Raw genomic sequence first — 21425 nt, forward strand, 5'->3', positions numbered from 1 at the left:
ATGGTGCCCCGCGTCAGCCTCACGACTGTCACTGTCAGTGATCACGCGTGTGAGAATGTTGCATTCTTGACCCCTGGCCCCTGGTTTGTTTATTTATTTCTTATGTAGATCTTGTGTACTGGAACGATCGATGTATACATTTTGATCGTTTGTGCTGATTGTGCCCCGAACCGCCAATTCCGGCTTACTGCTGGAGTTTCCTTCGGTAGGGGGTGACGCGGGGCGCTGGTCGTCGCGCTGAGCGGTTCGGAGGGTGGCGGCATATGCGCCGTACTTTGTCATGGCCGAATTCTGTCCGCTGGGTGTTCTGGGTCACGCTCGTGGCTCTCCCCGGCCTGGTGCAGATTAACGCCCTCCCCGCAGCCGCCGCGCGGGGGGCTCTTCTGGCGCAACCGCCGGACACGCCGGACCAGTTATCAGGATCTGCTGCGGGACTGCCACATCTGGTGGATAGGGCGGTGACCACGACCTCGGTCAGGGCAAAGCGAGCAAAGCGGCGAGCGCGTGTTCCCAAAGGGGCGCTGCCTGTCGACGATCGCACCGTCCGGCCGTACAAGGGCGCGGCGACGTCGTCGAAGAAGTCCTCCGAAAAAGGGCGCGCGGCGAAGACGCTTACCTCGGCCTCTGATCCCCAAGTGGTGGATCTGTGGCCGCTGCACGGTGCGCAGCTGGGCTCGGTGACCCCCACCCTGGTCGCCTACGGGACAGCCGGTCCGTCACCGGTACGTTACAACTTCACGATCTGCCGGATGCCCGAGGACACGAACGACCCCGGTGACATTCTGCAGGGCTGCCTACTGTTCCCGAACGCGGTCGTTACCTCAGGCCTGCTGCCGGCAGAGGTGAACTCCTGGAAGGTGCCCGCAGGCAAGCTGGCCTGGGCCACCTCCTATGTCTGGTGGGTATCGGTCTCCGCAGCCTCCGGGGGCGTGAGTACGGCGTCGGAGAAGCGGACGTTCATCACCGGGGCCAGGCAGCCGACCATCGCCTCCCAACTCGCTGCGCGAGGTGTCAACGGCCAGGAATTCCAGCAGCTGGCGGGCAACTACACCACCGAGACCGTGGACGCCTCAGTGTCCACGACCGGGCCGCCGCTGAACGTGTCCCGCTCCTACAACAGCAGGGACGTCCGCCACGACGGGATCTTCGGCGCGGGCTGGTCGACCCGGTTCGACATGAAGATCGAGGCGGAGCCGAGCACAGCGCTGCTGGTCACCTACCCCGATGGGCGCAGGCTGCGCTTCGCGCCCCGAGGCGACGGCGGTTTCCAGCCACCGCCGGGAATGTTCGCCACCCTGGCCGAAGTCTCCGCGGGTGGCTGGAAGCTGATGGACAAGTCCTCCACCTCATATGTGTTCAACGCCCAGGGGCGGCTGACGAAGGTGGTCGACAACCGAGGTCGCATTCAGGACCTCGTCTACGGCACCGACGGCAAGCTCACCAAGGTGGTCGGGGTCGGCGGACGGTCGCTGACGTTCACCTGGAGCGGTACGCGGGTGGCGAGCGTGTCCACCGACCCGGTGAACGGCACCGCTCTGACGTGGACGTACGAGTATCAAGGCGAGAAGCTGACAAAGGTGTGCTCCCCGCTGGGAGCGGCAGGTTGCACCGCCTACACCTACACCAGCGGCTCGCTGTACCAGGGGATCGTGCAGGACGACGAACCGGTGGGCTACTGGCGGCTGGGTGAACCGGCCACCGGCCCCACTCCTCCACCCAGCCCGATCTGCTCGATCATGCCTGTGGCGTGCCAGCCGCAGCCGACCACCGAGGCGATCAACCTGGGCTGGGGTTCGACAACCGCCACTTACACCGGTGTCACCCTGGCCCAGTCCGGGGCGCTGAACGGCTCGGCCGACACCTCGGCCACCTTCTCCGGCACCTCCTCGGTAGCCCTGCCCGACCACCTCATTCCCCGTCTGAGCGGGCAGCTGTCGGTGGAGACCTGGTTCAAGACCACTTCCTCGGGCATCATCGCCTCCGCCTCCGACACCTCTATCGGGGGGACGTTCGCGGGCAACGGCCAGCCGCTCCTGTACGTCGGCGTCGACGGCAAGCTACGCGGCCAGTTCCGGGTCACCGACACCAGCGGCGTGGTTGTGTCCCCGATCACCTCTACCGCGGCGGTCAACAACGGCACCTGGCATCACGTCGCGCTGACCGCCTCGGCAACGACGCAGACCCTCTACCTCGACGGTGCCCCAGTTGGATCCCTGACCGGCGCCATCGACCATAACTGGCTGCGTTACGCCACCATCGGCAACGGCAGGACGACCGCCGCCTGGCCCTCCTCGATCTCGGTGCCGGTCGGCCAGAGCGCGGAGTGGGGTTTCACCGGCGGCATCGACGAGTTCGCCGTCTACGACCATTCGCTGAGCGCGGCCGACCTGGCCAAGCACTACGCCGCCGCGCAGGCCGCCCCGCACCTGCTGACGAAGGTCACCCTCCCATCCGGGCGCGTCTGGATGGAGAACGTCTACGACCCGGCGACTGATCGGATCAAGACCCACACCGACGCCAACGGCGGTACCTGGAAGATCGGTGAACCGGTCTACGCACCCGCCACCGGGATCTCCACCGTGACGGTGACCGACCCCAAGAACGAATCGCTGAGCTATGAACACGACGCTCAGCGCGGCTACCGGCTGGTGTCACAGACCGACCAACTCGGCAAGAAGACTGGCTACACCTACGACACCGGCGGATACGTGGCCTCGGTCACCGACGCCAACCAGAACGTCACGATGACGACCCAGGACAAGCGCGGCAATGTCTTGACCAAAACGATGTGTTCCGCGGGTCAGAGCCCGTCCGACATGTTGTTCAGTTGTGCGCTTTCACAGCGCCCCCCGGAATGGCACGCTTACTATCTCAACACCGGCGACGAGTTCGACCCCAGAAACGACCGCCGGATCGCCTACCGGGACCCGCGCTCGACCAGCGGCAGCGACAACACCTACGCCACCACCTTGGAGTACACCTCTTACGGGGACCTGGCCAAGCAGACGAGCCCTGCGACACCGGACTTTCCCACAGGGCGGTCGGATACCTATACCTACACCGATGGCACCGAGTCCGCGACCGACTCCGGTACCGTTCCCGCAGGACTGTTGAAGTCGCAGAAGAACGCCAAGAACGATGAGACGATCTACCGTTACACGGCGGCCGGGGATTTGGCCGAGCAGACCAGTCCATCCGGTTTGAAGACCGCGTTCACCTACGACGCGCTGGGCCGGGTGCTCTCGCGTAAGGAGATCTCGCAGGCCAACCCGGGCGGGGTCACCTCGACGCTCACCTACGACGGAGTAGGCCGGCTGCTCACCCAGACCGGCACCGGCGTGAAGAACGAGGTCACGAACGTCATACATACCGCCAGGGCGAGCTACACCTACGATGCGGACGGCAACCGGCTCACCGAGACCCTCACCGACCTGACCGGTGGCGACCCGGCGCGCACCACCACCTACACCTACGACGGAGGTGGCCGCGTCGCGTCGGTCACCGACCCCGAGGGCGGTGTGACCCACTCCACCTGGGACACCGTCGGTGCCCGCGTCTCGGCGACCGACCCGCTGGGCACGGTCTCCACCTTCGCCTACACCAAGCGTGGCGAGCCAGCCACCAGGACGCTCAAAAACTGGACGGGCAGCCCGGTCAGCCCTCAGGCCGCCCAGGACGTGGTGCTGGAGTCGTACGCCTACGACCCCGGCGGCCGGTTGGCCGGCAAGGTCGACGCGATGGGACGCAAGACCTCCTACACCTACTTCGCCGACAATCGTCTGTCGCAGGTCATCGCCGACGGCGCTCGGCTGAACGGGTCCACCACTCCCGCGAACGTGGTGCTGGAGGACAACGTCTACGACGCGGCGGGCAACCTCACCACGCAGGTCACCGGGGGCGGCAAGGCCACCGTTGACCACGTCTACGACGCCGCTGGCCGTACGACCTCCACCACGTTCGACCCGGCCACGCTCAAGCGCAAGACCGCCTACACCTATGACGCGCTCGGCAACGTCATCAGTAAGGCGCTTACCGGCGCGGGCAGCACCCGGGTTGAGTCCACCGACTACGTCTACAACGCGCTGGGGCAGGTGACCCGGCAGACCGTGGAGAACGGGACCGTCGATCTGGTCTCCACCTGGGCCTACGACGACCGGGGCCTGCTGACCGCGCAGACCGACCCGCGCGGCAACGCCTCCGGTGCCACCGCCGCCGACTTCACCACCATGCTGCGCTACGACTTGGTCGGGCAGCTGGTGGAGTCCAAGGCGCCGCAGGTGACGATCGAGAAGAACGGCACCGCCACCGCCAACGTCAGACCCACAACCAAGTATGGCTACGACACCGCAGGCCTGCGCACCCAGATCGTGGACGCCGAGGGACGAACGATCACCTCGACCTTCGACAAAGCTGGGCGTCTGACCGCGAACAGCTCACCCGCCTACACTCCGCCCGGTGGTAGCACGGTCATCCCGAAGATCAGCTATGGCTACGACGCGGCGAGCCGCGTGACCACCGTCACCGACGAACGCGGATACGTCACCACGACGCAGTACGACGCGCTCAGCAACCCGGTACGGGTGACTGATCCAGGGCCGTCAGGACCAGGCGGCCAATGGACATCGGAGTTCGACCTGCTGGGTGAGGAACTGGCGGCGATTGACCCTACCGGCGCTCGGGTCGAGGCCACCTACGACGACCTCGGCCGCAGGATCACCGAGACCCAGATCGAGCGCAGACCGATCACCGCGGCGTTGACCACGAGGCTGACCTACGACACCGCGGGCAACCTCACCAAGAGCGTCGTCCCGGGCGACAAGACCACCACCTATACGGTCAACGCCGCTGGACAGGTCAAAATCGTCACCAACCCGCTGCTCTACACCTCCACCTTTGACTACGACATCCTCGGACGAACCACCAAGGTCACCGATCCGCTGGACAACGCCACCGAGGTCGCTTACGACCTGGCTGGCCGCCAGACCACCGCCAAGGACCTCGACAGCACCGGCGCGACGGTGCGCACGTTCGAGGCCAGCTACGACGCGGCCGGCAACCCGACCAGCACCACCTCGGCCGAGGGGCACGTCACCGCCCGCACCTTCGACGCGATGGGCCGGGTGACCTCGCTCGTCGAGCCGGTCACCGCCACTAAGACGATCACCACCACATTCGGCTACGACGCCACCGGTGCCCGCACTCGCCTGACCGATGGCCGCGGCAACGCCACCTGGACCACCTACAACACCCTTGGTCTGGCCGAAACGATCATCGAACCGTCTACCACAGCCCACCCGAGCGTGGCTGACCGTACCTGGACCACCGGCTACGACGCCACCGGCAACCCGGTGGCCGCCCTCCAGCCGGGCGGGGTACGCATCGACCGGACCTTCGACCAGCTCGGCCGGATGACCAAGCAGACCGGCACCGGCGCGTCGGTCACCACCCCAGAGCGCAACATCACCTACGACCTGACGGGCCGCACCACCGCGATCGGCGACTACACCCTCGAGTACAACGACCGCAGCCTGCTGACCAAGGTCTCCAAAGCCACCAGCCCGGTGGCCACCTACGCTTACGACAACCGAGGCAATCCCACCCAGCGTATCGACCCAACCGGCACCGCCACCTACACCTGGGACGACGCCAACCGGCTGGCCACAGCCAGCGACCCGGTGACGGGGCGGACCTGGACCTACGGCTACGACGACGCCGACCGGCTGACCAGCCAGACCTCCACCGGGACGGTCAACAGTCAAAGCTACAGCTACGACGCCGTCGACCGGATCACCTCCCATACCTTGAAGAACAGCGGCGGCACCCAGCTGGCGAAGATCGTCTATGGGTGGGACAAGGACGACAACCTCACCGGCAAAACCACCTCGGGCACAGCCGGGGCCGGAACCAACGCTTACACCTACGATCGCTCCGGGCGACTGATCTCCTGGACCGCCCCCGGCGGCACGACCGCCGACTACGAATGGGACGACGCCGGCAACCGAACCAAGGCCGGATCCAAGACCTACGTCTACGACGAACGCAACCGGCTGACCTCCGGCGACGACGTTGACTACACCTACACCCCTCGGGGCACCTCGGCCACCGAGACCAAGAACGGCGTCATCAAGAACCTGACCTTTGACGCCTTCGACCGGCTGATCTCCGACGGGGACACCACCTACGGCTACGACGCCCTAGGCCGCCTCACCTCCCGCACCAAGGGCACCGATCAGCGGCGCTATGTCTACTCCGGCCTGGAAAACGACATCGCCGTCATCACCGACGGCACAGGCGCGATCCAGGCCAAGTACGGCCGCGACCCGTTCGGCGGCCTGCTCGGCCTGCAAGAGGGCGGTACCACCACCCTCGGCGTGATGAGCGACCTGCACGGCGACGTCGTCGGGACTTTCTCGGGCACCGCACTGATCGACTCGACTGCCTACGACCCGTTCGGCCAGATCAGTCACCAGAGCGGCACCCAACGATCCCTCGGCTACCAGGGTGAGTACACCGACCCGGACACCGGCAAGGTCAACATGCGCGCCCGCTGGTACCAGCCCGGCAGCGGCGCCTTCACCTCTCGCGACGGCTGGACTCTCGACCCCAGTCCGTCGATTCAGGCCAACCGCTACGGATACGCCAACGGCAGCCCACTGACCCATGTCGACCCCACCGGGCACTATCCGTTGTGCCTTTGGCCATGGCACCCTGCCTGCCCGGATGTTTCGATAAAGTGGGGCAACGATACCCCCAAGGGTCCTTGCAAAGGTAAAACAGACCCGCGGCCGCAGTGCCGTGGAAACGAACTGACAGGGAGCACCGGCAGCGCTCCCGACGGCAAAAACGGCATGAAAGCGACTAGTGGCAGCGCCACAACCGGAAAGAACGGCATCAAGGGGACGATCGGAACCGCGCCGACGGGAAACAAAAATCCTTGCTACGGCTGTGGTAACAATGGACCCAAGAGTCCGGGACCGAAGAAACCAGAACCCAAGAAGCCCGAGCCGTACAAACCGGACTTCGATCCGAACAGCAAAGAATTTAAAGATGACCCGAACAACGTAACGAACGATCGGGGTCCCGGCTCGGACCGGACTCCGCAAGAATGGACTGACCATACGTGCACGTACGGGCCGTGCACGGAGAGCTATACCGGTCACCGTGGCGTTGACATCATCGGCGGTGGCGGCGAATCGGATCGCTACTGCGCGGTGTGCATAGTCGGCGTCTTCACCCCTTTGATAGCGGGAATCGAAACCCTCGCCCCTCTGGTCGTCATCCCTGTCATCGCAGGCCCCGTCGGCGTCATCGTGGACACCACGGCACCTCCAGCGCCGCCACTCAACTCCACTGATCCCCCGAAATCTTCGGAGTGTCCGCCCGGAGGCAACAGTTTCGTACCCGGGACGCGTGTGCTGATAGCTGACGGCACACACAAACCAATCGAGGATGTCAAGGTCGGTGATCAGGTGATCGCCGCCGATCCGGAGTCCGGACAAGTCACCGCGGAACCGGTCACTCACCTGATCGTCGGTGAGGGTGAGAAGCATCTGGTCCGTGTCATCATCAGTTCCCTCGACGGACCGGCTGGGAAAGTCGGCGACGTGGTCGCCACGGACGGACATCCGTTCTGGGTGGTTAATCTCCACCGCTGGGTCACAGCGAGCGAACTCCTCCCCGGCATGGTTTTGCGGACCGGCGCCGGCACCTACGTTCAGATCACCGCACTCCAGAAGTGGACCGCTCACCAGCGCGTCCACAACCTGACGGTCGACGGCTCCCACACCTACCATGTGGTGGCAGGCGACCAGGCTGTCCTCGTCCATAACACCAACCCCGGCTGCGATCCCTTACAGGAACATGCCGACAAGGTACGTAACCTGCCGGGCACGAAATTTGCTTCTGAATACACTTCTCGTTCGGGGGAAAAATATTACGGACGCAATCGTCATGGCCGAGAGGCGAGTAACCCTTTGGCGGAGGAGCTTAAAAAAAGCGGTCATCATGGTGGTTGCGCCGAGGTAGAGTGCCTGATCAAGGCGCAGGCCCAAGAGGGACCTGACGCGATCAAGGGGGGCAGCATGAGCACCGTACATTCACGGAACAATCAAATGCCGACATCAAATACAGCGGATCATGGCTTGCCTGCTCGACCCTGCGGTCGATGCAGCACCCTCCTGGGTAACCTAGACATCAGTTACTAAATGTCATGGCTAAAATCACGTTCGAATCAATGCATTCCGATGTGTTGGTGGCGCTCAGCGCATCGGGATGGTCGCCTGGGCGACAGGTGGAAACTTCTCGGTGGCTGGATCCTCTGATGGCTGAGGGGTATTACGTAAGTCCTCTTGCGATGGAGGTGCTGTCCTCTCTGGGAGGACTGGTGATTGAGCCGACTAATACAGTCGGACCCAACTTCACGAATGAAGACCCCTTTGACTTTGACCCAATTTCAGCGGGGTCAGGCCAACGTAGGCTGGCTCAAGAAGTTGAAGATATTCTCGGAGGCAGCTACTTTCCCATCGGAGAGTGGCTAAGTTACTCAAGCGTATTCCTGGAAGTGGCGGGACGGATGGTCGCCACGGGAATGGGCTGGATCTGGGAGCTGGGCAGGACATTCGAAGAAGGGCTGGAGTTGGCTATCAGAGCACATCGCCCCTTGACGTGTCTGTATTCTGACCCTGGTCTTGATCCGTGGCCGGCTCCTACCTCTAATTGAATTCATGGACGTGCGCCAATGCTGCAGTAAACATGTGGTTTACTGCGACGGCGCAGAGTGCCGCTTGTGCGGCATGCGGGTGGAGATCCCAAAAGACGGGGCCTGTGAAGGTGAGGTGCTCCGCGTCTTTCGGACACAGTGCCCAGTAGGGTGCTGACCGGCCGGAAGGAAAAAGTGCGTGGCGGGGAAGAACTACTCCGAAGAATTCAAGGACGAGATCGTCAAGGCTATTTTGAACGACCGGACGACGATTGAACTCCACCCGTCGCGCGGCTGTGGGGCGGCGACGGGTGGCTTCAGGAGGGTGCGGACGGGGGGGATGGTTAGGTGCGGCCGTCAGGTGGTCGACCGCCGCGAGATCGGGTCAGAGGCCGATGCCGGTTGGGGGCGGGGCGGATACGAGGGGGTTAGGAGACCTTGGACTTGGGGGCGGAGAAGGTGTTGCAGGCGTTCGGGCTCTCGGTGTCGAAGCCTCGCTTGACCCAGTAGGCGATGTTCTTGGACTTGCCGTGGCTGGCGGTGTCGTAGGCGGCCTCCACGACGTAGGTGAAGTCGGACTCCACCCGGTCCAGGGAGCGCCAGACGCTGCCGATGAAGGCGCCGCTCAGGCACTCGGCCTGGAGTTCGATCTTGCGGACCTCGGCGAGGTAGGCTTTCTGGCTCCTGTACTTCCTGGTGTTGAAGGAGCTCATGATCCCGGAGAGCTGCTGCACGTGGTGGCCGTACTCGTGGGCGATCACCTCGAACAGGAACAGTTCGGTCGCCTGGGAGAGGATTCCCGGATCGAGCAGGAAGGTGATCTTCTTGTTGAGCGGGCAGTAGACCGCCTGGGCGCCCTTGGGGAACTTGCCGCAGCCGGTGGGGACGCCGGTGCGCGAGGTCGTGACGAACCCGGGCTTGGAGAAGGGCAGCTTGGCCTTGGACATCTGGTCCCGCCAGCTCGTGTTGAGGCAGTCCACCACGAATTCGAGATAGACCCGGGCGGCGTCCAGATCGTCGGGCTTGACGGGCTGCTCCTCGCACGTCTTGATCTCGAACTGCCCGCTCCGGTAGATCGGGTTGTTGGTCTGGGCGCTCTTGCCCGTCGGCACCGGCCCGTTCTGCTCCAGGGCGCCCGCGCCGGCCGTGCCGGTGAGCAGCAGGCTCGCGAGCACGCCGGAAACCAAGGGGATGAGGGGGATACGCATGATCCCGCACCTTAATGGAGGTAAAAGAGCGGGTAAAGCGAAATGCGGCCGTACCCCGAGGGGTACGGCCGCACCGGTACGGGCGCGGCGACGGTGCTCGCGCCGGACCGGAGGAGGTCAGGCGACGGTACGGCTTGGCGCGGTCCAGGTGTTGCATCCGGACGGGGAGCCGGCGCCGAAACCGTGCTCCATCCAGTAGGCCTGGCTGCGCCCTCTGCCGTGGTCGTTGGAGGCCCAGGTCTTGGCGCCGTTCTCGGCGACCCACCGGACCATCGAGTCCCACTGGTCCTGCTCGACCGGCAGGTCGTCGGAGACCTGCCGCAGGAAGGCGGAGCCCAGGCAGTCGGCCTGTAGTTCGAGACGGCGGGAGAAGGCGAGCTTGGTGGACGGCCTGGCGCGCCAGACGCTCTGACCGTAGTAGCTCATGATTCCCGCGAGCTGCTGCACGTGGTGGCCGTACTCATGGGCCATGAACTGGGCGTGGTTGGGGCCGAACGGGTTCTTCAGCACCTCTCGGGTGACGCCGATGTAGATGGTGCGGTTGGTGGAGCAGTAGTAGCCGCCCGCGCCTTTGGGCCAGCGGCCGCAGGGGCTGCTCACCCTGGAGCCGACGAAGCGCAGTGTGGGCTGGGCGAAGGGTAGTCCGACCTTCCTGAACTGGGTTTTCCAGGCCAGGTTCAGGCAGCGGTTGACGCGGGTCATGAAGTACCGGTAGGAGACCGCGCTCCCCGCGCGGATCTGTCCGGCCCCGCAGCGCATCGTGGGAAGGGTGCCTGTGCGGTAGAGGGGGTTGGCCGTCGCGGCGACGCGGCCGCGGGGCACCGTCAGCTTGGTGACGGAGACATCGGTGGTGGAGGTCTTCGCGGCGGAGGTCGCGGAGACCGGGGCCTTGGCGGCCGAAGAGGCCAAGGGGGTCGAGGGAGCTTCGGCGTCCGCCGGGCCGACCCCCGTGACCAGAGAAAACGCCAAGGATGCGACGGTAAGTGATGATAGTTGGCTAAAGGGGAGAGTGCTCATGGTGAGCCAAAGGCTATTGCAAGTGGGGAGAAAACGTGCAGAATCTTCCTCCCCGCGGGAGGTGCTCCCCGCGCGACTAGACTCGGTCTGATGCTGACCGACAGAGGGGATGATTCCGTGAGCGAGCGGACCGGACGGCCTGGCAGTCTTCTGGAGTCGGTCAAGGGGCCACGGGATCTCAAGGCGCTGGAGGCGGACCGGCTTCCCCGGCTCGCGGCGGAGATCCGGGATCTGCTGATCAGCTCGACGGCGCGGACCGGCGGCCATCTGGGGCCCAACCTCGGCGTGGTCGAGCTGACGATCGCGCTGCACCGGGTCTTCGACTCGCCACGTGACCGCATTCTCTGGGACACCGGGCACCAGGCCTACGTCCACAAGATGCTCACCGGCCGCGCCGGACGCTTCGACACCCTCCGCCAGGAGGGCGGCCTGTCGGGCTATCCGAGCCAGGCGGAGTCCGAGCACGACGTCATCGAGAACTCCCACGCCTCCACCGCGCTGTCGTACGCCGACGGCCTGGCCAAGGCGTACAGGCTGCGCCGTGAGGGCGACCGCACGGTGGTGGCGGTGATCGGCGACGGAGCGCTCACCGGCGGCATGGCCTGGGAGGCGCTCAACAACATCGCGGCGCACAGGGACCTGCCGCTGATCATCGTGGTGAACGACAACGGCCGCTCCTACTCGCCGACCATCGGCGGGCTCGCCTCACATCTGGCCTCGCTCCGCGCCACCCAGCGCTACGAGGACGTGCTGGAGTTCGTCAAGGACAACCTGGCGAAGGTCCCGGTGGTGGGCGCCCCGGTCTACGACGCGCTACACGGCGTGAAGAAGGGCATCAAGGACGTCCTGGCCCCCCAGGTCATGTTCGAGGACCTCGGCCTGAAGTACATCGGGCTGGTCGACGGCCACGACGAGCAGGCCGTGGAGGCCGCGCTGCGCAAGGCCCGGGGGTTCCGCCGCCCGGTCATCGTGCACGTGCTCACCAAGAAGGGCTACGGCTACTCCTTCGCCGAGAACCACGACGAGGACTGCTTCCACTCGCCCAGCGCCTTCGACCCGCTGACCGGTGAGGAGAAGCCCAAGCCGCACGGCTGGACCAACGTCTTCGGCCAGGAGATCGTACGGCTCGGCGCCGAGCGCAAGGACATCGTGGCGATCACCGCCGCGATGCTCGGCCCGACCGGCCTGATCCCGTTCTCCGAGGCCTACCCCGACCGCCTCTACGACGTCGGCATCGCCGAACAGCACGCCCTGACCAGTGCGGCGGGCCTGGCCCTCGGCGGTCTCCACCCGGTCGTGGCCGTCTACGCCACGTTCCTCAACCGGGCCTTCGACCAGCTCCTCATGGACGTCGCCCTGCACCGGCTGCCGGTCACGGTCGTGCTGGATCGGGCGGGTGTCACCGGTGACGACGGCGCCAGCCACAACGGCATGTGGGACCTGTCGATCCTGCAGGTCGTCCCGGGCCTGGCCGTCGCCGTCCCTCGTGACGAGCCGCGCCTGCGCGAGCTGCTCTCGGAGGCGGTGGAGGTCGACGACGGCCCCACCGTGATCCGCTACCCCAAGGGGCCGGTGGGCGCCGAGATCGAGGCGGTCGGCCGGCTCGGCGGGATGGACGTGCTGCGCGAGGGCGACACCCCCGACGTGCTGCTGGTCTCCGCGGGGCCGATGGCCGAGCTGTGCGTGGAGGCGGCTGCCCTGCTCGACGCCCAGGGGATCTCGGCCACCGTGGTGGACCCGCGCTGGGTCAAGCCGCTGGACGAGGCGCTGGCGCCGGCCGCGGCCAGGCACAAGCTGGTCGCGGTGGTCGAGGACAACGGCAGGGTGGGCGGGGTGGGCGACGCGGTCGCCCGGACGCTGCGGGACGCGGACGTGGACGTCCCGGTCCGCACCTACGGCGTCCCGCAGCGCTTCCTGAACCACGCCAAGCGGGCGAAGATCCTCAGCGAGATCGGCCTGACCGCGCAGGGCATCGCCCGGGAGATCACCGAGGCGGTGGCGAAGCGGTCTCCGGCTCTGGAGAACCAGCCGTCCCGCTGATCCCCGCGGCCCTGCTCGCGCGGGCCCGCAGGTTGATCACGGCGAGGCCCGCGACGAGGACGGCGACGCATCCGGCGACCGGCACCATCAGGTGCTGGTTGTGCCGGACGAACTCGCCCGCGACGGAGCCCAGCGTCAGGTAGGTGGTCACCCAGGCCGCGCTGCCGGTCAGCGCCCAGCGGATGAAGCGGCGGTACGGCAGACCCAGACTCCCGGCGAGGACCGGGGTCAGCGCGTTGACCACGGGCAGGAAGTAGGCGGCGGCGAGGGCGGGGCCGCCGCCCGCGCCCGTGGCGATCCGCTCGGCCCGCGCCCAGCGGTGCTCACCGATCCACCGTCCGGCGCGGCTGTGACGGACGCGTGGGCCGTACCGGCGGCCGATCAGCCAGCCGCCGGTGGCACCCACGAGGGATCCGGCCGTACCGGCGACCGTCACCACCGCGACCTCCGCGGGTCCGGTCAGCGCGATTCCCGCCGCGACGATCGCCATGTCTCCGGGGAGCACGGCTCCGATCAGCAGTGAGCCGTCCAGCGCCAGCAGCACCAGCAGCACCGCGCCGACCAGACAGGGGTCCAGCCGGCCCAGGGTGTCCAGAAGCATGTCTCCCATGCTGCGACCGGGGAGGCCGCCCCGGCATCGGGACTTTCCCCTAAAGAACCCCGAGTTCACCGTTCAGCCACTGATCGGATGGGCATGACTCGATCTATAGGAGAGGGCGACTGCAGATGGTCAAGGGGGGTTCCATGGGGGCTTTACGCGTTAAATCGGTGGAGCAGTCGATCAAGGACACCGAGGCTCCCGAGCACCGGCTGCGCAAGGATCTCTCCGCACTGGACCTGACCGTCTTCGGCATCGGCGTCATCATCGGCACCGGAATCTTCGTGCTCACCGGCCGGGTCGCCAGGGACCTGGCGGGGCCGGCGGTGGCGCTGTCGTTCGTGGCCGCCGGGATCGTCTGCGCGCTGGCCGCGCTCTGCTACGCCGAGTTCGCCTCCACCGTGCCGGTGGCCGGCTCCGCCTACACCTTCGCCTTCGCCACGCTCGGAGAGTTCCCCGCCTGGATCATCGGCTGGGACCTGATGCTGGAGATGGCGCTCGCCGCCGCGGTCGTCGCGGTCGGCTGGTCGGGTTACCTGACCTCGCTGCTGGAGTCCCTCGGCATACCCCTGCCCAGTGCCATAGCCGGGGAGGAGGCGTTCTTCAACGTGCCCGCGTCGTTGATCGTGCTGATCCTCACCGCCGTCCTGATCGCCGGGATCAAGCTGTCCTCCCGGGTCAACCTGATCATCGTCACGATCAAGGTCGCGGTGGTCCTGCTGGTGATCGTGGCCGGGGCGTTCTTCATCAACGCGGCGAACTACCGGCCGTTCATCCCGCCCGCGAAGCCGACCGCCGCGGTGGAGGGGCTGACCGCGCCGCTGATCCAGGTGCTGTTCGGGATCACCCCCGTCGCGTTCGGCGTGCTGGGCGTCTTCAGCGCCGCGGCGATCGTGTTCTTCGCCTACATCGGCTTCGACGTGGTCGCCACCGCCGCGGAGGAGACCCGTAACCCCCGGCGCGACCTGCCGATCGGCATCATCGCCTCGCTCGTCATCTGCACCCTGCTGTACGTCGCGGTCTCCCTGGTCGTCGTCGGCATGCAGCCCTACTCGCAGCTCAGCGAGTCGGCGCCGCTGGCGGACGCGTTCAAGGCGGTCGGTCAGACGTGGGCGGCGACACTCATCAGCATCGGCGCGCTGGCCGGCCTCACCACCGTCGTGATGATCCTCATGATGGGCCAGTCGCGGGTGCTGTTCGCGATGTCCCGGGACAACCTGCTCCCGCGCGGGCTGGCCACGGTCCACCCGAGGTTCGGCACGCCGTACCGGATCACGATCCTGATGGGCGTCATCGTCGCCGTGCTGGCCGGGCTGGTTCCGCTGTCCACCATCGCCGAGCTGGTCAACATCGGCACGCTCTTCGCGTTCGTCATCGTCTCGGTCGCGGTGATCATCCTGCGCCGCACCCGCCCCGACCTGCCGCGCTCGTTTCGCACCCCGCTGGTGCCGCTGGTGCCGGTCCTGTCGGTGCTGGCCTGCCTGTACCTCATGCTCAACCTGCCGGTGGAGACCTGGCTCAGGTTCGTCATCTGGATGCTGATCGGAGTCGTCGTCTACGCCGGGTACGGTTACCGCCACAGCCGGCTGGCGGAGCCGTCTCCGGACGGAAGGCAGGGCGTCGGCCCGCGCTGACCCCGTCCTCGGCGGGCCCGGCCGCAGCCCCGGCCACAGCGGGCACCGAGCCGTGTGCCCGGGGTTTCCTCAGAAGAAGAACAGGGGGCCGGTGAGCGCGGTCATCTCGCACCGGTTGTCGTAGGTCCTGTCGAACCGCACGGGCCTGCCCTCCCAGGTTCCGAGGGCGCTCACGGTGTGCGGGACGTACTCCTCGCCGCAGATCATGTCGATGTCGTAGGTGAGCCGCGACAGGTCCCCTCCGACCCTGCGGATCATGCCGCAGGCGGTGACGAGGGAGGGGTGGGCGCCGTCGTCCCGGTCACACCGGAGGGAGACGGTCTTGGCCGGTCCGCCGGCGACCGAGAGGCTGAGCGTCAGGGACGACCTGCCGCCCGAGGCGGACTCCCGTGCGGGGGAGGGAGTCCGCTCCGAGGCGGGCGACGAGGTCGTGGGCAGCGCGGTCGCGCAGGCGAACGCCGCGGCGGCGGACACGATCTTGACGGTTCTCATGTCAGGGGGTATTCCCACGCGGGACAAGGATTCGATCCGGATCGGGTCAAAGATCCGCCTGCTCCCCGAATCCGCCCCGCCGCCCGCGCTCCCCGCCGCGGACAGCGGGGGGATGGCGGGACGGACGGCGGGGCGGGAGGCTCACAGCGTCGGTGGGACGCGATGAGGCGGTGAGCGCGAGAGGACGGCCCGAGGCGGTGACCTTGGGACGACGACCCGAGACGGTGACCTGAGAGAGTGGTCGTGGGGCCGCGGGAGCCTACCCGGGGACGGAGGCGGTGCCCGGCGGCAGGAAACGAGGTTCGGCGATCCCGGTCCGATCCAGGTACGGCGTGACGCCGCCCAGGTGGAACGGCCAGCCGGCTCCCAGGATCATGCAGAGGTCGATGTCCTGGGCGGCGGACACCACGCCCTCGTCGAGCATGATCCGGATCTCCTCCGCCAGAGCCCGCAGCGCGCGCAACCGTACCTCCTCGGCGGTCGACGGGGAGGCGCCGCCGGAGAAGAGGGCCACCGCCTCGGCGTCCAGGGAGAAGTCCGGCGCGTAGACGCCGGGCTTTCCGGCGGCGACCAGCCGGGCGAGGTTCTCCGACACGCGGTAGCGGGACGGGAAGGCCGCGCGCATGGTCTCGGCGACGTGCAGCGCGACGGCCGGGCCGACGAGCTGGAGCAGCGTGAAGGGGGTCATCGGCAGGCCGAGCCCGTCCAGCGCGTGGTCGGCGACCTCCAGCGGGGTGCCCTCGTCGACGGCGCCGATGACCTCGCCCATGAAGCGGGTCAGCAGCCGGTTGACCACGAACGCGGGCGCGTCCTTGACCAGCACGGACGACTTCTTCAGTGATGTGCCGACCGCGAAGGCCGTGGCCAGCGTCGTGTCGTCGGTGCGGGCGCCCTTGACGATCTCCAGCAGCGGCATCAGGGCGACCGGGTTGAAGAAGTGGAAGCCGACGACCCGCTCGGGATGCCGCAGCCCGGAGGCCATCTCGGTGAGCGAGAGCGAGGAGGTGTTGCTGGCCAGCACGCACTCGGCGGAGACGACGGCCTCCACCTCGGCGAACACCTTCCGCTTGACCTCCAGGTCCTCGAACACCGCCTCGATGACGAAGTCGGCGTCGGCGAAGGCGTCCTTGGTCAGCGAGCCGGTCACCAGGGCCTTGAGCCGGTTGGCCTGGTCGCCGGAGACGCGGCCCCTGCCGAGCAGTTTGTCGACCTCGGAGTGGACGTAGCCGACGCCCTTGTCCAGCCGGGTCTGGTCCAGATCGGTCAGCACGACCGGGACCTCCAGGCGGCGGGCGAACAGCAGCGCCATCTGCGAGGCCATCAGGCCCGCGCCGACGACGCCGACCTTGGTGACCTTGCGGGCCGACGCGGGGTCCGGGGCTCCGGCGGGCCTCTTGGCCCGGCGCTGCACCAGGTCGAAGGAGTAGAGGCCGGCGCGGAGCTCGTCGCCCATGAAGAGGTCGGCCAGCGCCTGGTCCTCGGCGTCGAAACCCTCGTCGCGGGAGGCCGTGCGGGCCAGCTCGATCAGGTCCAGCGCCCGGTAGGGGGCGGGGGAGGCGCCGCGCAGCTTCAGGTCGACCAGGAAGCGGGCGTCGGCGACGGCCTTGGACCAGTCCTCGGCGGTGTGGTCGGCGCGGGAGACGGTCACCTCGCCGCGCAGCACCCGGGCGGCCCAGCGCAGTGACTCCTCCAGGAAGTCGGCGGGATCGAACATCGCGTCGGCGACGCCGGCGGCGAAGGCGTCCCTGCCCTTGATCATGCGGTTCTGCGAGAGCGGGTTCTCGATGATCAGCTTGATGGCCGCAGCCGGGCCGATCAGGCGGGGGAGCAACTGGGTGCCGCCCCAGCCGGGCACCAGGCCGAGGAAGCACTCGGGCAGCGCCACCGCCGGCACACCCGAGGAGATGGTCCGGTAGGTGCAGTGCAGGGCCACCTCCAGGCCACCGCCCATGGCCGCGCCGTTCACGAACGCGAACGACGGCACGTCCAGCTCGCCCAGGCGGCGGAAGACGTCGTGGCCCAGCCGGCCGATCCGCAGTGCCTGGTCCCGCTCGGTGACCAGGGCGGCGCCCTTGAGGTCGGCGCCCACCGCGAAGACGAACGGCTTGCCGACGACACCCACCGCCGTCAGGTCGCCGCGATCCGCCACCGCGTCGAGGGCCTCGTTCAGCGAGGTGAGCCCGGCGGGGCCGAAGGTCGAGGGTTTGGTGTGGTCGAAGCCGTTGTCCAGCGTGATCAGTGCCATGGTGCCCGCGCCGTAGGGCAGCTCCACGTCGCGGACGACCGCCTTGGTGACGATCTCGTCGGCGAACAGTTCCCTGATGTCGGTCACTTCTTACCTTCCCAGCCCAGGTTCTCCCAGATGACCGTTCCGCCCATGCCCATGCCGACGCACATCGTGGTCACGCCGTATCGGACGTCGGGGCGCTCGCCGAACTCGCGGGCCAGCTGGGTCATCAGCCGCACCCCCGAGGAGGCCAGCGGATGACCGAAGGCGATCGCGCCGCCGTAGGGGTTCACCCGGGGATCGTCGTCGGCGATGCCGAAGTGCTCCAGGAACGCCAGCACCTGTACGGCGAAGGCCTCGTTGATCTCGAACAGCCCGATGTCGGAGATCGACAACCCGGCCAGGCGGAGCGCCCGCTCGGTGGACGGAATCGGCCCGACGCCCATGACCTCGGGATCCACGCCCGCGAAGGCGTAGGAGACCAGGCGCATCCGGGCCGTCAGGCCCAGCTCCTCCGCGACGCCCGAGGCGGCCACGATGCAGCCGGTCGCACCGTCGTTGACCCCGGAGGCGTTGCCCGCGGTGACCCGGCCGTGCGGGCGGAACGGGGTCTTCAGCGCGGCGAGCCCATCGAGGGTGGTGCCGGGGCGAGGGGCCTCGTCGGCGGTCGCCAGGCCCCAGCCCCGCTCGGCCGACCGGACGGCCGTCGGGACCAGGTCGGGCTGGATCCTGCCGTCCGCGTAGGCTTTGGCGACCTTCTCCTGGGAGGCGACGGCGAAGGCGTCCGCGCGCTCCTTGGTGATGGCCGGATAGCGGTCGTGCAGGTTCTCCGCGGTCATCCCCATGATCAGGGCGGAGCCGTCCACGAGCCGCTCGGCCAGGAACCGGGGGTTGGGGTCCACGCCCTCGCCCATCGGGTGGCGGCCCATGTGCTCGACGCCGCCGGCGATGGCGACGTCGTAGGCGCCGAAGGCGATGCCCCCGGCGACCGAGGTCACCGCGGTCATGGCCCCGGCGCACATGCGGTCGATCGCGTAGCCGGGCACGCTCTTGGGCAGTCCGGCCAGGACGGCGGCGGAGCGGCCGATGGTCAGGCCCTGGTCGCCGATCTGCGTGGTGGCCGCGATGGCCACCTCGTCGACACGGTCCGGCGGCAGGTTCGGATTGCGCCGCATCAGCTCGCGGATGACGCGGATCACCAGGTCGTCGGCGCGGGTCTCGGCGTACAGGCCCTTGGGGCCCGATCTGCCGAAGGGTGTGCGCACACCGTCGACGAATACGACGTCACGAGACGAAGGCACGGGTTCGCTCCTCGTTGCTGGTTGGCTTCCACCCTATGCTACTCATCGGTAACTAGCTTTGGGGAGACCGGGCCCGGCCGAGATCGCCGGGCGCCTGCCGGGCGCCCGGTTCTGCGCGGTCGAGCTGAGGCCGCTCCTGGGAGCGGACGAGGGGGCGTGAAGGAGACGCTCGTTCACATCGTCGTCACTGTCAGATCTCGCCCTTGGCCTCCAGCCGGAGAAGCGCCTTGGCCATCGGATGGGCGGTCAGCCCGATCTGCCACTCCCGGGCGCCCAGCTCGCGCAGCCGGGCCGCGATGGTCTCGTCGTCGATGGCCGGCGGGGGCTCCCAGGTCAGGCGGCGTACGGCGTCGGGCTGGACCAGGTTCTCCGTCGGCATGTGGTGCTCGTCGGCGAGCGCGGCCACCACGGCCCTGACCGCGGCCAGCCGTCGTGCGGCGACCGGGTCGCGGTCCATCCACCGGTTGGCCGGCGGGGGCCCGTCCCCCGGGGCGCTGGGTTGCGGGAGCTGTGACTCCGGCAGCGCGCGAGCCCTGCCGACCGCGGCCAGCCACTCGCGCAGGTGCCGGCGGGCGCTGCGGCCGGTGAACGGGGGGATGTCGGTGAGCGACTTGGTGGTGCGGGGCAGCTCCAGGGCCGCGGTGACGATCGCCGAGTCCGGCAGGACCCGGCCCGGCGCCAGGTCGGACTCGCGGGCCAGGTCGTCCCGGAGCGTCCACAGCTCCCGGACCACGGCGAGCCCCCGCAGTGAGCGGACCTTGTGGATTCCGGAGGTGCGCCGCCACGGGTCCGAGCGCGGCGTGGGGGACTTGTGCGCCAGCACGGCGGCGAACTCCTCCTGTGCCCACGACAGCTTTCCGCCGGCGTCGAGCTCCTGGTAGAGGATGTCCCTCAGCTCGATCAGGACCTCGACGTCGAGGGTCGCGTAGCGCAGCCAGTCCTCCGGCAGCGGGCGGGTGGACCAGTCGGCGGCCGAGTGCCCCTTCTCCAGCCGGAGACCGAGGACGTTCTCCACCATCATGCCCAGCCCGACCCGCTCGTAGCCGAGCAGTCGCCCGGCCAGCTCGGTGTCGAACAGCTCGCGGGGATGGAAGTTGAGCTCTGCCAGGCATGGAAGGTCCTGGGAGGCGGCGTGCAGCACCACCTCGGTGTCCGCCAGGGCCGCGTTGAGCTCCGACAGGTCGGGGCAGTGAACCGGGTCGATCAGTGCACTCCCCGCGCCCGCGCGGCGCAGCTGGACCAGGTAGGCGCGGCCGCTGTAGCGGTAGCCGGAGGCCCGCTCGGCGTCGATGGCGACCGGCCCGGTGCCCTGGGCGAAGGCACGTACGGCACGTGCGAGGTCGGCTGGGTCCTCGATGACGGGTGGGATTCCCTCTCGTGGCTCCAGCAGCGGAACGATGGTTGTCTCGTCGGTCACGTTCGGAAGGACTCCGGATCTTCGCGACGGCGTGGCGGCAGGGACGCCACGTCGGGTGGCAGGGGTGGTATGCCGGCCGCCAGGCACATCAGATCGCACCAGGCGGCGACATGGCCGGAGAGGTCCTCCTCCAGCGGAGACCAGGAGGCGCGCAGCTCCAGCTCCGTGGCCACCGGATCTTCGGCCTTGTTGCCGAAGCCTTCGGACACCGCCCTGGTGACGGTGCCTCCGGCCGCGGCGTAGGTGGCGCCGTGCGCGTCGAGTGACTCGGTGAGCCAGCTCCACGCGACGGGACCGAGTAGCGGGTCTTCGGTGATCTCCGGTTCCATGTCCGCCCGGACGTAGGCGACCAGGCGGAAGCGGCCCTCCCAGCCGCGCTGGCCGTCCGGGTCGAAGAGCATGATGAGACGGCCGACCGCGAGCTCGTCGTCGTCGCGGTAGACCGATGCGCCGATGGCGGCCGAGTAGGGGGCGAGACGCTGTGGCGCTGGGATGTCCTCCAGCTCGATCTCCGGTCTGACCTCGGTGGGGCGCATGCTCGCCGCCGCGCGCTGGAAGGCGGCGGGAGCAGGCGGAGCGTCACCGACGGTCATATCGGAAGCGTAAGTCGGAACTGAGCGCATGGGGACCACTGGGGTGTGTGTAGGAGCCATTGGAGCCGATCAAGCCACTGCCGCCGGTCGGCGGGGAACGAACGTGTCTCCGTCTGCGGAGACACCGGGAAACAGTGCGTGACCGCGCTCGGCACAGGCCCGTTCGGGGCGGTGGCCCGCTCGGTGACCGTCGAGGCAGG

Annotated in this window: 12 protein-coding genes; 4 read left to right on the forward strand and 8 right to left on the reverse strand. The window is 67.8% G+C overall.

Annotated elements, in window-relative coordinates:
• Positions 1–458: 458 nt before the first annotated feature.
• Both ACWEF2_RS11755 and ACWEF2_RS11760 read left to right on the forward strand, forming a co-directional pair.
• A complete protein-coding gene (locus tag ACWEF2_RS11755; RefSeq protein WP_453814319.1) occupies positions 459–8204 on the forward strand; it encodes an RHS repeat-associated core domain-containing protein in 7746 nt (2581 codons plus the stop codon).
• 29 nt (positions 8205–8233) lie between these two features.
• On the forward strand, positions 8234–8719 hold the full coding sequence (locus tag ACWEF2_RS11760) for an SUKH-3 domain-containing protein (protein WP_453814606.1): 486 nt from the start codon (positions 8234–8236) through the stop codon (positions 8717–8719).
• Between the two features lie 407 nt (positions 8720–9126).
• Here the strand turns inward: ACWEF2_RS11760 and ACWEF2_RS11765 are convergent, their stop codons facing one another.
• Complete coding sequence (locus ACWEF2_RS11765) at positions 9127–9906, reverse strand: neutral zinc metallopeptidase (protein WP_453814321.1); 780 nt, start codon at positions 9904–9906, stop codon at positions 9127–9129.
• A 117-nt stretch (positions 9907–10023) separates the two neighbouring features.
• A complete protein-coding gene (locus tag ACWEF2_RS11770) occupies positions 10024–10815 on the reverse strand; it encodes a neutral zinc metallopeptidase (protein WP_453814323.1) in 792 nt (263 codons plus the stop codon).
• A gap of 198 nt (positions 10816–11013) precedes the next feature.
• Here ACWEF2_RS11770 and dxs point away from each other — a divergent pair, with 198 nt between their 5' ends.
• Complete coding sequence (dxs, locus tag ACWEF2_RS11775; RefSeq protein ID WP_453814325.1) at positions 11014–12963, forward strand: 1-deoxy-D-xylulose-5-phosphate synthase; 1950 nt, start codon at positions 11014–11016, stop codon at positions 12961–12963.
• Here the strand turns inward: dxs and ACWEF2_RS11780 are convergent.
• The gene (locus ACWEF2_RS11780; protein WP_453814327.1) at positions 12908–13573 is read right to left on the reverse strand and encodes a DedA family protein; all 666 of its coding nucleotides are present in this window, start codon (positions 13571–13573) and stop codon (positions 12908–12910) included. The genes dxs and ACWEF2_RS11780 overlap by 56 nt on opposite strands.
• 134 nt (positions 13574–13707) lie before the next feature.
• Here ACWEF2_RS11780 and ACWEF2_RS11785 point away from each other — a divergent pair, with 134 nt between their 5' ends.
• On the forward strand, positions 13708–15195 hold the full coding sequence (locus ACWEF2_RS11785; protein ID WP_453814329.1) for an amino acid permease: 1488 nt from the start codon (positions 13708–13710) through the stop codon (positions 15193–15195).
• Between the two features lie 69 nt (positions 15196–15264).
• On the opposite strand, the gene ACWEF2_RS11790 is transcribed toward ACWEF2_RS11785, so the two are convergent.
• The 5 genes from ACWEF2_RS11790 to ACWEF2_RS11810 form a co-directional block, all read right to left on the reverse strand.
• Positions 15265–15687 (reverse strand): SSI family serine proteinase inhibitor, encoded by a 423-nt coding sequence (locus ACWEF2_RS11790; protein ID WP_453814331.1) that lies wholly within the window; start codon positions 15685–15687, stop codon positions 15265–15267.
• A gap of 259 nt (positions 15688–15946) precedes the next feature.
• Complete coding sequence (locus ACWEF2_RS11795; protein ID WP_453814333.1) at positions 15947–18019, reverse strand: 3-hydroxyacyl-CoA dehydrogenase NAD-binding domain-containing protein; 2073 nt, start codon at positions 18017–18019, stop codon at positions 15947–15949.
• Positions 18016–19215, reverse strand: coding sequence for a thiolase family protein (locus ACWEF2_RS11800; RefSeq protein ID WP_453814335.1), 1200 nt, complete (start codon positions 19213–19215; stop codon positions 18016–18018). Before ACWEF2_RS11800 ends, ACWEF2_RS11795 begins: the two co-directional genes overlap by 4 nt.
• Before the next feature lie 190 nt (positions 19216–19405).
• Positions 19406–20632 carry an HRDC domain-containing protein gene (locus ACWEF2_RS11805; RefSeq protein WP_453814337.1) on the reverse strand — a complete coding sequence of 409 codons (1227 nt, stop codon included), beginning with the start codon at positions 20630–20632 and terminating at the stop codon, positions 19406–19408.
• Positions 20629–21225 carry a DUF3000 domain-containing protein gene (locus ACWEF2_RS11810; protein WP_453814339.1) on the reverse strand — a complete coding sequence of 199 codons (597 nt, stop codon included), beginning with the start codon at positions 21223–21225 and terminating at the stop codon, positions 20629–20631. The genes ACWEF2_RS11805 and ACWEF2_RS11810 overlap by 4 nt, the downstream gene beginning before the upstream one ends.
• Between the last annotated feature and the right edge of the window lie 200 nt (positions 21226–21425).

Source organism: Streptosporangium sp. NPDC004631 (assembly GCF_053601935.1).